Below are 13,770 nucleotides of genomic sequence, written 5' to 3'. Positions count from 1 at the left end.
TTACGCGTTACTCACCCGTTCGCCACTAAGATCGATAGAAGCAAGCTTCCATCTCTCTCCGTTCGACTTGCATGTGTTAAGCACGCCGCCAGCGTTCGTCCTGAGCCAGGATCAAACTCTCCAAGATATCTTGGAGCTATTCGCTAGCTCGTTTTCGTTGTTGTCAGTTTAACCGAAGTTATCTGACTTAGAATTTATTTGGTTGGTTTCAACGTTGTTGAAACCCGCACTCTGGCTATGTTCATTTCGTTAAAAATGATTACCTTACATTGTTCAGTTTTCAAAGATCTGCTTTATCGCTTTAGCCTAGCGGCCTGTGACAGCTTAATTAGTATATCGCAATCAGTTTATCGTATCAAGCACTTTTTTAAAATTCTTTTTAAAAAGTTTTGCCACAAAAATGACTGTAATATAAACCACATTTCTTAAAACAAGCCGCCTTCAATTACTTGAAGCCGGTCGCTTGATGTCCCGTGATTGAGGACATGAACTATCATACCCTTTTTACCTATGGTTCGTCAACCCCTTTTTTAGAAATATTTTGAAAGATTTTAATTAAACACACTATTCCCTTCAGAGCGGACATCGCATGCTATTAGCGCATATATCTTCTTAACTGCATATAGTAGTATATATAGTATGATTGTACCGCTTGTAGTAGTAAACAACTTTCTCCCCACACCAGCACTTTCTGTCCCGCTATCTACTTGCCGATTATGCATACCACCGCTTATTCGTCAGTTATAACTAACGTTTATACCTCACCTGCGCTTCAAGCATGTATTTAAATTGACACTATTATGTTATAAACATATAATAAAATTATAAAACAAATACAGTCCCCTATAGGCGCTTTTTAGCTTAATAGAGAAGTCGGTGCAAATCCGACACGGTCCCGCCGCTGTAAAGTGGAGCTTCTTTTATTTATGTCACTGAACATGATTGATTGTTTGGGAAGGCAAAAGAAGTGATGAAACTGAGTCAGAAGAACTGCCTAAGGAAGCATGTCGTTATACCCGCGATAGACGGGAAGATATGGTGTGATTCTTTTCGCATACAATCTTACCGTTTTGCAGTCTTGCTGTGAAACGGTATTTTTTTCGAAACTACTTCCTATTGGAGACTGCCCGGTACATCCACTTATATGGCTCTTCGGTAGGAAGTTTTATTATTGTTATAGGAGGAAACAATATATCTTACCGCGTTTATTATGAGATACAGTAAGTAAGTCCAACTGCCGCTCGTCATCTAACAGCGCGAGGCTCAGCGACAAACCGGTTTTACCTAATCATAAAGGCCAACGAGTCCATATAGTGTTGTATATAGCGAAAATGCATCAATTTCCTTGCATTTCATATTCTATTTGCTATGTAGAAAGGATTCGTACTATGGAACATAAGCAGCAGACTCTAGCCGTATCAAGGCAAAATGGGCACGAGGAATTGCCCGCTGTCACCTTTGACGAATTTGAAATTCCCAGTTATGAAGAATGGCAAGCCGCCGTTGAAAAACTGTTAAAAGGTAAGCCTTTCGATAAGAGTATGTTCACGAAAACTTACGAAGGTATTTTATTTCACCCTATTTATCGTTTAGAGGATCAAGAAAATTTAACCGAGCCTTACACCTACCCGGGATTAGCAGATAAACTGCGCGGTGCTCGTGCTTCCGGTTACATTCATACGCCTTGGTCAATTGCCCAGCGCTGTGATGGCAAAACTATTAGCGATGCCAATGCTATGGCCGCTTTTGAATTGGCTAAAGGCAGTACAGTAGTCAGCATTACTACCGACAGCTTGACTTTACAAGGTTTAGACCCGGTGAGCGGCCAAGAAGAAGCTTTTGTCGACACCGGTGTTTCGTTGAGCACGGCGGACGATGTGAAAGCGCTATTAAAAGACATCGATGTTAACAAATATGAAATCGAATTATTCTGCGGTCCATCCGCAGTTAGTCTCATTAGTGCCGTATCTATCGCCTGCAAAGAAGCAGGGCTCAAATCGAGTGAATTACACGGCGCCATTGCAGCCGACCCCATCGGTTCGTTACTCCGCTTCGGCAAAGCAAGCCGTCCGCTGGATGAATTATTTGACGAAATGGCTCACACTTTGCACTGGGCCAAAGCACATGCACCTAATTTAAAAACTGTCCTCGTTGATGCTGATGTATATCACAACGGCGGCGCCAACGGTATTCAGGAAGCGGCCTATGCCCTCCACACCGCGTTGACGTATATGCGCGCTATGGAACGTCGCGGCATCGATGTTGATACATTTTGCCGTCACATTCGTTTCCATTTCAGCGTAGGCGCTACATTCTTCATGGAAATTGCCAAACTCCGCAGCATTAAGATGCTCTGGTCCCAATTGGTGCGTCATTGCGGCGGCGACGAAGAGGCTCAACGTATTAACTTATACGTAAGCACCTCAGCTTTCACGCAGACGGTATATGACCCATATGTAAACTTATTACGGGCCGCATCACAGTCCTTCTCGGCTGTAGTGGGCGGCGTTGACGGCATGAACGTGTATCCGTTCGACCACTGTATCCGTCCGAGTGATGAATTCTCCCGCCGTATTGCCCGCAACATCCAAATCATGGAACAGCATGAATTCAACTTCATTCAACCGGTCGACCCGGCCGGCGGCAGTTGGTACCTCGAACCGTTGACTCAGGAATTTACTGAAAAGTCCTGGGCAAAATTCCAAGAAATCGAAACTATGGGCGGCATCATTGAAGCCATCAAAGCCGGTAAAGTTCAAGAAGCAGTTCATGCCATTTTGGAAGACCGCTTCAAGAAATTGGCAACCCGCCAAGACCGCGCCGTAGGCAACAATATGTATCCAAACATGACGGAAGAATTGCTCGAAGTGCCTGAAGTTAATAAAGAGGAACTTTTAAAACAACGTTTGGCAGAACTTAATGAACAACGTCAAAAAGCTGACCAAAAAGCGATTGATGAAGCTTTGCAGTTAATTAAAGAATCCGACTTCAGCGAACCGATGTCCCTTATCGGGGCTGTGAAAAAAGCGCTCGCCGCCGGTGCTACTTTCGGCGAAGTTACGACAGCCCTCATTGCTGATACCGCAGGGGAAACAGTAACGCCAATCGAAGCCCATCGCTGGACGGAACGTTATGAAGAGTTACGTCGCACTACGGAAGAATACAAAGCCGAAACCGGCGATAATGTTCATATCTTCTTGGCTAATATGGGGCCAATCCCACAACATAAAGCCCGTGCCGACTTTGTTACATCCTTCATGCAGGTAGCTGCCTTTGATGTAGCCTTAAACGATGGTTTTAAAACGGTAGAAGATGCCGTGGCTGCCGCTTTAGAATCTAAAGCTGACGTAGCTATCGTATGCTCCACCGACGACACCTATCCGGAACTGGCGCCGGCCGTTACGAAAGGCATCAAAGCTCAGCGCCCTGAAATGAAAGTATTCCTCGCCGGTGCGCCATCACCTGAACTCAAAGAGTTATGCGATGCAGCCGGTATGGATGATTACATCAGTGTACGCTCCAACTGCTACGAAACACTGTTACGGATGCAACAAGAAAAGGGGATGATTAAATAATGGCTAAGATACCTAATTTCGCAAATATCCCATTTGCCGGGGCCGAAGCCAATGAGCAAGCTGCTCAAGAATGGCTTAGTCAGTTACAAGCTGAAACAGGCAAATCCTTTGATGAAAACTTCTATCGTACGATGGAACAAATCGATGTAGCGCCATTATATGACCAAGGTGCCTATGCCGATTGCAATCACTTGAATTATTTGGCCGGTTTACCGCCTTATTTACGCGGACCATACGCCACCATGTATGTAACCCGCCCTTGGACAGTACGTCAATACGCTGGTTTCTCCACCGCCGAAGAGTCCAACGCTTTCTATCGTCGTAATCTCGCGGCCGGTCAAAAAGGCTTATCCATCGCCTTTGACCTCGCTACACACCGCGGTTATGACTCCGACCATCCACGCGTAGTGGGCGACGTTGGTAAAGCCGGCGTAGCCGTTGACTCCATCCTCGATATGGAAATCCTCTTCTCCGGTATTCCGCTCGATCAAATGTCCGTATCCATGACAATGAACGGCGCCGTTTTGCCAATCATGGCGTTCTACATCTTAGCCGGTGAAGAACAAGGCGTTGATAAAAAAGTTATGGCCGGTACGATTCAAAATGACATTTTGAAAGAGTTCATGGTACGTAACACCTATATCTATCCTCCGGCCGCTTCCATGCGTATTATCGGCGATATCTTCGCGTATACGTCCAAATACATGCCTAAATTTAACAGTATCTCCATTTCCGGCTACCATATGCAAGAAGCCGGTGCTACCGCCGATATTGAACTCGGTTACACCTTGGCGGACGGTCTCGAATATCTCCGTACCGGTACCCAACACGGCTTAACCATTGACCAGTTTGCCCCACGGCTCTCCTTCTTCTGGGCTATGGGTAAAAACTACTTCATGGAAATCGCCAAAATGCGTGCCGGCCGTATGTTATGGGCAAAAATCGTTAACAGCTTCAATCCGGAAAATCCTAAATCCATGGCGCTCCGTACACACTCGCAGACATCCGGGTGGAGCCTCACCGAACAGGATCCATTCAACAACATTACCCGTACTTGTATCGAAGCTATGGCAGCCGCGCTCGGCCATACCCAATCGCTTCATACCAATGCGCTTGACGAAGCCATCGCCTTGCCGACCGACTTCTCGGCCCGTATTGCCCGTAATACGCAGCTTTACATCCAAGATGAAACGAAAGTATGTAAAGTTATCGACCCATGGGGCGGTTCCTACTATGTAGAATTCTTGACCAACCAATTGATTCGCAAAGCGTGGGCTCATATCCAGGAAATCGAAGAATTGGGCGGCATGAGTAAAGCTATCGACACAGGTCTTCCGAAAATGCGTATCGAAGAAGCAGCCGCTCGTCGCCAGGCTCATATTGACTCCGGTAGTGAAAAAATCGTCGGCGTTAACTACTTGCGCCTAGATAAAGAAGATCCGCTCGATATTCTCGAAGTAGATAATACTACCGTACGCTTGGCTCAGATTGAACGTCTTGAAAAATTACGCGCTAACCGCGACAACGACAAAGTTCGTCAATGCCTCGATGCCATTACTCATTCCATGGAAACCGGCGAAGGCAACTTATTAGAATTAGCCGTTGAAGCCGCTCGTGCCCGTGCTTCCAAAGGTGAAATTTCCGATGCCGTTGAAAAAGTCTGCGGACGCCACAAAGCGATTATCCGTTCCATTTCCGGCGTATACAGCAGTGAATTCAGCGATGACGACGTTATCTCCGAAGTACGTCAGATGACGGATGACTTCGAAGAACGGGAAGGTCGTCGTCCACGTATCTTTATCGCTAAAATGGGCCAAGACGGTCATGACCGCGGTGCCAAAGTTATTGCTACAGCCTTCGCCGACATGGGCTACGACGTAGATATCGGACCTTTATTCCAGACTCCGGAAGAAGCTGCCCAAGACGCCGTGGACAATGACGTTCACATCGTCGGCATCAGCTCCTTGGCCGCCGGTCATAAAACGCTTATGCCGCAACTCATTGAAGAGCTCAAAAAACGTGGCCGTGAAGATATTATGGTTATCATCGGCGGCGTAATTCCGGCGCAAGATTATGATTTCTTATATGAACACGGTGCCGCCGCCATCTTTGGCCCGGGTACCATTATCCCTGTATGCGCGAAGAAAGTACTCGAATTGTTAAATGAACGTCTAGAGGAGTGATACTATGACGGAACGATACAAACCGTCCTGGGTTCCCGAAGCCGATGATGATAAATTCGCCTGCCGCGTTATGCGCGGCGTCAATGACAGTCCTTTGCGTAATACCTCAAGCACACCACCTAAACAAGCCGGTGGCAAACGGCCGGCCAAGCTTACCGTCGATGATTACGTGGAAGGCATTTTAAGCGGCAACCGCATGATGCTCTCCCGCGCCATTACCCTCATCGAAAGTAACGCGGCCGCCCATTTTGAAATGGCCCAGCAAGTCATTCAAAAAGTCCTGCCCTACACCGGTAAAGCGACCCGTATCGGCATCACCGGGGTACCGGGCGCCGGTAAATCCACATTTATCGAATGCCTCGGTACCAAACTTTGCCAAGAAGGGCATAAGGTAGCCGTTTTGGCGGTGGATCCGTCCAGTACCGTAACGGGCGGCAGTATCTTGGGCGATAAAACTCGTATGTTTACCCTGTCCCGCCAGGAAAATGCCTTCATTCGTCCGTCCCCTTCGGGCGGCACACTTGGGGGCCTCACCCGTAAGAGCCGCGAAACCTTGCTGCTTTGCGAAGCGGCCGGCTATGACACCATCCTCGTCGAAACCGTCGGGGTTGGTCAAAGTGAAACCACCGTGCGCTCCATGGTCGACTTTTTCCTATTAGTCGTACTCACCGGCGCCGGTGACGAACTGCAAGGCATGAAAAAAGGGGTTATCGAACTCTCCGATGCCATCGTGGTCAATAAAGCGGACGGTGACAATAAGCCGAAAGCTTTAATCACAAAATCCGAATACAACCGGATTCTCCATTTCTTACGGCCTGCTACCGAAGGGTGGACTACCCAGGCTTATACTTGCTCGGCCTATACCGGCGAAGGCGTTATGGAACTTTGGCACGATGTCATTGAAACCTTCATTGAACAGTGCAAAGCTAACGGCGTCTTGGCGGAACGACGCAAACAGCAAACCATGTCCTGGGTATACTCCATGGTGGAAGAACATCTTCACAACTTATTCTATCGGGCGCCGCGAATCGTAGCTTCCCGAGACGAAGTGGAAAGTAAAGTTCTTCAAGGCGAACTGACACCAACCTTAGCGGTGCAGCAGCTTATTAATACGTTTATTGAAGAAAAATTAGAGCCTATCGGATCTAAAAGCAATCCGATACTCAAATAGGGTTATCCATCGAAAGGAGGCCATGCAATTGACTGCGACAAATCAAGAAAACGACTACAAAGTGCCTCAAGGATTACTCGACCTTGTATCACGCCGTTATAATGTGGAAATTATCGACAGCCACTATATCTTGGTAGACGATAAATTCAACCGTTATAACATCATGTATGATATGCGTTTACCCCAAACCGTACAGACAGCGCTCCGCTCAAAGTACGGCCCTAACGATACGGCTATGCATGTTAAATGGGAGTTTATAGAGTCAACTGATAGCGTGCGTTTTTATTCGGAGATAGGCAACAATATACTCCTCCTCTTAGATAGCGTTATGCCCACAAATGACAATGCTATTTAAGTGTTTATATAGCTGACCCCTTAAAACATTACTCACACCCCCAACGCTACTCTATAGTTTTCATTCTGTGTAGCCCATAAGAAAAGCGTAATGCAGAGATTCATCGAATCCAATTGCATTACGCTTTTTCTTTTTTGTATTTAATTGTGTATATTCGCTTATGTTTTCTTTTGTAGATTCACTTGTGAATAACTTTTTCTAAAAACTTAATCACTATTCTGTGGATAAGTCATGCTTTTCGGTGGATAAGTAGTGGATAACTTGCGATTATTTGTGTATAAGCAAGTGATTTTCTGTGAATAAGTCACCCTATTTTAGTGGATAACTTTTTACAAGATGACCGCCTGACAACCCATTCACACCGAACAAGACTATACTAACTCTTTGCTGAGCCAAATAGTATGCCATTCATCCAACATATCATAGAACTCTATATAACCGTGCCGCTTCCAGAAGGCACAGCCTTTGGTAAGGAATTTATGCGTATTCAAACATAAATGAGTATAGCCAAACTCTTTGGCTCTTGCTTCCAGTACCTCATAAATCTGACGTCCATAGCCTGAACTTTGTGCTTTCGGTGAAATATACACGCGCGATATATATCCCCAAAGCGATTCATCTACGCAATGAGGCGGACGGCGATGATGAGCTTCCAAAGGGCTTATGCAACCTGTCCCCACCACTTCGCCATTTTCATAAAGTACATAGAAAGAACTTCGCTTATCGGGCGAATATTGTTCAGCTAATTGTAAAAAATATTTATTATGCTCACTATCCAAGGGTCTTCTATAATGCAAATGCATTTGCTCAACTAAGAATTGATAAATCGGCTCCCGTGGCGTGTCCGGGGTAATCAGTTCAATATTTGCCATACCTAATAAATCAGCCTCCAAATACCTACATCAGCCTACTATGACGCCTCGGCAGTCCCTACTACCTTCACATTATAATACGACCAGTCTACGATGCTCGGTCACTTCAAATACCGCTGCCAGTAATTTACGCGTATATGGATGTTTAGCTTCTGTTAAATGTTCTGCCGAAACTGCTTCCACTACTTCTCCATTATACATGACAACGACGCGATGGCAAATACTGCGAATTAAGGCAATGTCATGAGCAACAAATAAATAGGTTAACTGTTTTTCCTTCTGCAATTTAACGAGCAATTTTGCAATCGAGTCCTGTACGGACACATCAAGGGCCGAAGTCGCTTCGTCAAATACAACGATATCCGGCTCCAATACTAAGGCACGGGCAATGGCCACCCTTTGACGCTGACCGCCGCTCATTTCATGAGGATAACGTTTGGCAAACGTGCCGTTAAGCCCAACCAATTCCAAATACTTGGTGGCAATAGCCGTGGTTTCGCCTTTTTTCAAAAGACCGAAATTGTACAAAGGTTCACAGATAATATCTTCAACTGACATACGCGGGTCAAAGGCCTGCGAAGAGTCCTGGAACACCATTTGAATCTTGCGCCGTTGTTCGCGCTTCTCTTTGGCCGATGCTTTAGAAATTTCCACACCGTTTAAATAGATTTCGCCGCCGGAAGGTGCCGTCATTTGCATAATCATCTTCATGAGCGTACTTTTACCGGAGCCCGATTCACCAACGATTCCCAGTGATTCGCCGCGCCATAAGGACCAACACACTTCTTTACAAGCTTGTAACGTGCCGCCATTGGGCAACGAGAAGTTTTTACAAAGACCCTTGACTTCCAAAATCGGAGTACCTACGCCATCGGCTGCCGCCATTGAAGTATGAGTGCCGTAATTTTCAGTATAGGCTACGGCTTCCTTATTCAACTGTGTCGACATAGCGTGTCCCTCCTAACGTCGGTACGGCTTCCAATAACTGCTGAGTATAGGTGGAATGTTTTTTGAAAAGAACATCGTCGCGCGAGCCGTAATCAACTACTTTACCTTGCTGCATAACCATGATTTTATCCGCCATATGAGCGGCTACCCCGATGTTGTGGGTTACCATGATAATGCCGTGCGACTCTTCTGACAAAGCCGCATCAATTCATCTACTATCTGAGCCTGCGTCGTCACATCAAGGGCCGAGGTAGGTTCATCGGCCAGTAACAAGTGTGGCGTGAAGGCCATCGCCATGGCAATCCCCAAGCGCTGACGTTGACCGCCGCTAAGTTCAAAGGGATACCGTTTCAAAAAGTCCTTATCCGCCGGCAAGGATACCATTTTCATTAACTCGATGGCTTTGGTTTCCGCCGCCCCTTTATCTAAATCACTGTGGCGACGAATATGAGCAATAAACTGCTTGCCGATGGTTTGAATCGGATCCATAGCACTGCCGCTATCCTGGAAAATCATGGAAATATCGGTGCCCCGATATTTCCGCCATTCTTCTTCAGACCAATGAGCAATGTCTTGACCACGATAATGAGCCTGGCCGCCCACAACGTGACCACCAACCGACAATAAGCCGATTAAGGCACGAATGACCGTGGTTTTGCCACTGCCCGACTCACCTACAATAACGAGAATTTCGCCTTCTTCTAAGGAAAACGTAACGTCTGTCACAGAAGGCGCCGCTTCACCATAGGCTATGCTCAAATTATTTACTTCTACCAGTGCTGCCTCCCGTGTCATATCGTTTGCGCACATCCTTTCGTATTGCTTATATAACTAAGCTTTTTCAAAATATTAAATATCACCAAATAGTATCTACCATCTGAAATAACTTACGTGCCAATAAGCTTATTTAGTAATATCATTCGTAATCCAGTAGTAATCGGATGGGAACATTACTACACCTTTAAGAGCTTTATTGGCAATAATATTGGTCATTGGGTAGCCAAGGTATAATGCAGCACCGTCATTCAAGAGAATCTGCTGAGCCTCAATAATTAATTGTTTACGAACAGCCGGATCAAATTCGGTGGATAAAGCATCTAATTTAGCGTCGAATTCAGGGTTACTGTAACCGGAACCGTTTTGCGGATTATCGCCGTTAACATTCGTTTTCCAGTACCATTTGAGGAATGTTTCAGGGTCACCGGTGTTAGCCGTTACGATGTTGGAAATAAGTAAGTCATAGTCACCATCGATACCCATTTTATCGATTAACGTATAGTCAACGGTTTTAATCTTAACGTCTACGCCCACTTTACGAAGGTCAGCCTGTACCGCTTCAGCGAAGATAGGTAATTCCGCACGGCTGTTGTAAACTACGAAGTTAACGGATAACGGACGACCGTCTTTATCGAGGATGCCGTCACCGTCAGTGTCTTTCCAGCCTGCTTCTGCCAATAATTGTTTGGAACGATCAGGGTTATAAGCATTAGGGTCTGTTAATTGGTTAAACCCGTAATCCATGGATGGTGGAATCGGTGCTTTGCCCGGAATGAAGGTGCCTTTTAAGAGTACGTCCGCATAGTTTTGACGGTCCGTAGCACTGATGAAGGCAGCACGCACTTTAGGATCACCCAATAAGCCTTTTTGGTTAATACGAGCCAATACTACGCGCAAGGAAGCAATTTCATCAACCTGGAATTTATCGTTCCCTTTGAAAAGATCGATTTCGCCCGGTCCGATGTTAACGGCCATATCCACTTCGCCGGATTGTAACGCCATAGCGCGGGTATTCGGATCTTCGATGGACGGTACTTCTACCGATTTAAACGGCACGGTACCATTCCAGTAGTTTTCGTTAGCTTTTAATACGGATTTATCTTTGCTGTACGAAACAACGGTGTACGGGCCGGTAGCAATCGGACCTTCTTTGGCAAAGTTGCGACCGTCTTTTTCAGCTTGTACGTCAACAACGAGGAATAACGGATCCGCTAATAAGCCCGGCATATTCGGCATAGGTTTTTTCGTTTTAATGATTAAATCCTGACCGTTCGCTTCGATGGAGTCATATTCAAAGAAGGTCGTGGCACGTTTAGCTTTAGCAAAGGCACGCTCAATGGATTCTTTGACTTCAGCAGCCGTTACTTTTTTACCGTTCGAGAATTTAGCCTTATCATCGATGGTAAATGTCCAAGTTAATTTATCATCGGCCAAAGACCATTTGGATGCTATCCAAGGTTTAGCCACCATGGATTTATCAAACTTGGTAAGCGTTTCACCGATACCATAACGCATAACTACCCAAGCATAGAAGTTATCGGTAGGCTCCAAAGTATCCGCAAAGTTGGTTACCCCTACTTTTAACACGTCTTTGTTTTCTGCAGAATCACTGCCGCAGCCGGCCAAAAGTGACGCCGCCAATACCACGCCTAAGCCACCGAGTAGCGCTTTACGCCAGAATTTTTTCATAATAACATTCCTCCATAAAAAAATACCTTTAACAAATTAACACACAGCTTGATTAACACTAACATTCAAGATGAATCTATATCATTCCCTAACGGGTATCATCTGACAAAGTTAAATCGTCATCCAATCATTAGCTGCTATACGGATTCCATCCATCAGCTGCTACACGACTTCGACCATTAACCTCTGTTTTGACGCGGATCCAAAATATCGCGCAAGCTGTCACTCCACAGGTTAAAAATAGATACTACAATGAGAATAGCCGCGCCCGGGAATATCATGAGCCATGGTGCCAACTGTAGATACTGACGTCCTTCATTGAGCATTAAGCCCCATTCCGGTGTCGGTGGCTGAGCACCGAATCCGAAGAACGAAAGGCCGGCTACTTCAAGCATCATAACGCCAAGATCCATGCTGGCCGTAACCACGACGAGCGGCATAATGTTTGGTAACACGTGGCGGCGCAAGATAACAGCCGACGTACCGCCACTCATAATAGCAGCCGCTATATAATCTTCCTGACGAACTTTAATAACAAGGCTTCGCACTAGGCGCGCATATTTGGCCCAACCTACAATGGTGAGCGCCAAGATTGTATTGCCTACGCTACCGCCCATAATACCGGCAATAGCGATGGCAAGCACGATGCCCGGGAATGAAATCATAATGTCGCAAAGACGCATGAGCACCATTTCAACTTTGCCCCCGAAATAACCGGCCAAAGAGCCTACCAAGGTACCGATGGACGCAACCAACACAACAATGGTAAAGCCCATGAATAAGGATAAGCCGGTGCCGTAAATGATACGCGACAATACGTCACGACCTAATTTATCCGTCCCGAACCAATGAGTAGAACTGGGCGCTTTTAAGGCATTGCTTAAATTCGAAGCAAACGGATCGTTCGGCGTAAGCCATGGTGAAAAAAGAGCTATCAATACAACCAATAAAACTAAGGATGTATAGAAGGAGAAAGCTTTATGTGTTCTAATAAATTCTTTTATTATTTACTCCCCCTTCTCAATCTAGGATCCAAGAGCGTATAGGAATAATCGATGATGCCGTTGATTAACATGTACGCAATAGAGGCCCAAAGAACAAATCCTTCAATGAGAGGATAATCGCGGAAGGTAATGGCTTGGACAGCCATTTTACCAAGGCCCGGCCAGGAGAATACCATTTCTACAACCGCAACCCCACCGAGTAGCCAGCCCATGGACATACCAAAGATGGTAAGCAATGGTAAAAATGCATTCGGCAGAATATGTTTGAACATGATTTCCGTATTTGTCATCCCTCGTGCTCGGGCTCCTACGGCGTAGTCTTTATTGATTTCTTCCAGTACGACCAAACGCACTTGGCGCATAAATTTTGAAATTAACGTAAACGCCAAGGTAAAGGCCGGTAAAATTGCATTTTTTAGCGACACCGTAGCCGTAGCAATCGGTGCAATGCCCAATTTATAGCCAAAAATGTACAGTAACATAAGACCGAGCCAAAAGGCCGGTACCGAAATACCTATAAAAGCAATGCCCCTGAAAAGATAATCAGGCCATCGATTTTGGTAAATAGCCGCGATTACCCCCATGGGGACGGCTATTACAAGAAGCATCACAATCGTCACACTAGCCAACATGAGTGTCCCCGGCAAGGCCTCCATCATCTTATCGACAACCGGTTTTTTGGCCGAATAGGACATGCCGAGGTCACCTTGAACTGCATGGCTCAACCAATTGCCATATTGTACCAAGAACGGTTTATCCAATCCCAATTCCTTCCTCGTATGATCAATCAACTCCTGTGAAACCATGGTATCCGCGGTTTCCAAAATCATGAGCACAGGGTCGCCCGGCGCCAGAAAACTTAAACTGAAGGTTAAAAACGTAACCCCAATTACCGTTATCAACACCTGCCCCAAATGCTGCAGTGTCTTCTTTACCATTCCTGTCCCTCCCTAATATAGCTCTGCCCCTAATCTAATCAAAACATCGTTTTTCATAATCCCTTAATGGCCAATTACTAGCAAAAATGCAATAAAAAAAACTCACTCTTGAAAGAGTGATCTGCACCCATTTTCTTGGACAGAAGTAATTAAGCAACTTTTTGGGAATGGGTCCGGTATTCTACCGGACTCATTCCTTTTAATTTAAGTTTGATACGTTTAGTATTGTAATAGTCTATGTAATCTCTTAGTTTATTG

At 45.7% G+C, this 13,770-nt stretch carries 12 protein-coding genes, 1 rRNA gene and 1 riboswitch; of the genes, 4 read left to right on the top strand and 9 right to left on the bottom strand.

What is annotated here, in order from left to right; translation table 11 throughout:
- A 16S ribosomal RNA gene (locus E7204_RS05970) occupies positions 1-127 on the bottom strand; the annotation flags it as partial.
- Between the two features lie 703 nt (positions 128-830).
- Positions 831-1,013: riboswitch (cobalamin riboswitch) on the top strand.
- 375 nt (positions 1,014-1,388) lie between these two features.
- Here E7204_RS05970 and E7204_RS05965 point away from each other — a divergent pair.
- The 4 genes from E7204_RS05965 to E7204_RS05950 are packed head-to-tail and all read left to right on the top strand — an operon-like array spanning position 1,389 to position 7,284.
- A complete protein-coding gene (locus tag E7204_RS05965) occupies positions 1,389-3,575 on the top strand; it encodes a methylmalonyl-CoA mutase family protein (protein ID WP_295182759.1) in 2,187 nt (728 codons plus the stop codon).
- Complete coding sequence (scpA, locus tag E7204_RS05960) at positions 3,575-5,758, top strand: methylmalonyl-CoA mutase (protein ID WP_295182756.1); 2,184 nt, start codon at positions 3,575-3,577, stop codon at positions 5,756-5,758. Before E7204_RS05965 ends, scpA begins: the two co-directional genes overlap by 1 nt.
- A 4-nt stretch (positions 5,759-5,762) precedes the next feature.
- Positions 5,763-6,929: a methylmalonyl Co-A mutase-associated GTPase MeaB gene (meaB, locus tag E7204_RS05955; RefSeq protein WP_295182754.1), complete on the top strand. Its 1,167-nt coding sequence runs from the start codon at positions 5,763-5,765 to the stop codon at positions 6,927-6,929.
- A 28-nt stretch (positions 6,930-6,957) separates the two neighbouring features.
- The gene (locus tag E7204_RS05950; protein WP_295182751.1) at positions 6,958-7,284 is read left to right on the top strand and encodes a hypothetical protein; all 327 of its coding nucleotides are present in this window, start codon (positions 6,958-6,960) and stop codon (positions 7,282-7,284) included.
- Positions 7,285-7,655: 371 nt separating this feature from the next.
- Here E7204_RS05950 and E7204_RS05945 read toward each other — a convergent pair whose 3' ends face one another.
- The 8 genes from E7204_RS05945 to E7204_RS05910 form a co-directional block, all read right to left on the bottom strand.
- Entirely contained in the window at positions 7,656-8,156 is a 501-nt protein-coding gene (locus tag E7204_RS05945) for a GNAT family N-acetyltransferase (protein WP_295182750.1), read from the bottom strand.
- A 72-nt stretch (positions 8,157-8,228) separates the two neighbouring features.
- Positions 8,229-9,041: a dipeptide/oligopeptide/nickel ABC transporter ATP-binding protein gene (locus E7204_RS05940; protein ID WP_295182761.1), complete on the bottom strand. Its 813-nt coding sequence runs from the start codon at positions 9,039-9,041 to the stop codon at positions 8,229-8,231.
- Positions 9,042-9,084: 43 nt separating this feature from the next.
- Positions 9,085-9,300 (bottom strand): hypothetical protein, encoded by a 216-nt coding sequence (locus E7204_RS05935; protein WP_295182747.1) that lies wholly within the window; start codon positions 9,298-9,300, stop codon positions 9,085-9,087.
- Complete coding sequence (locus tag E7204_RS05930; protein WP_295182744.1) at positions 9,267-9,899, bottom strand: ABC transporter ATP-binding protein; 633 nt, start codon at positions 9,897-9,899, stop codon at positions 9,267-9,269. The genes E7204_RS05935 and E7204_RS05930 overlap by 34 nt, the downstream gene beginning before the upstream one ends.
- Before the next feature lie 108 nt (positions 9,900-10,007).
- Positions 10,008-11,570, bottom strand: coding sequence for an ABC transporter substrate-binding protein (locus E7204_RS05925; RefSeq protein WP_295182742.1), 1,563 nt, complete (start codon positions 11,568-11,570; stop codon positions 10,008-10,010).
- 179 nt (positions 11,571-11,749) lie between these two features.
- Positions 11,750-12,574, bottom strand: coding sequence for a nickel transporter permease (gene nikC, locus E7204_RS05920; protein ID WP_366483570.1), 825 nt, complete (start codon positions 12,572-12,574; stop codon positions 11,750-11,752).
- A complete protein-coding gene (nikB, locus tag E7204_RS05915) occupies positions 12,574-13,512 on the bottom strand; it encodes a nickel ABC transporter permease (protein ID WP_295182737.1) in 939 nt (312 codons plus the stop codon). Before nikB ends, nikC begins: the two co-directional genes overlap by 1 nt.
- A 149-nt stretch (positions 13,513-13,661) precedes the next feature.
- On the bottom strand, positions 13,662-13,770 hold a 109-nt coding region (locus tag E7204_RS05910), incomplete at its 5' end, for an IS3 family transposase (RefSeq protein WP_295180961.1).

The organism is Veillonella sp. (assembly GCF_015058545.1).
In the GTDB taxonomy this organism is placed as follows: Bacteria; Bacillota; Negativicutes; order Veillonellales; family Veillonellaceae; genus Veillonella_A.
The sequence above is the reverse complement of the archived record's forward strand: the minus strand, read 5'-3'. Positions and strand labels throughout refer to the sequence as shown.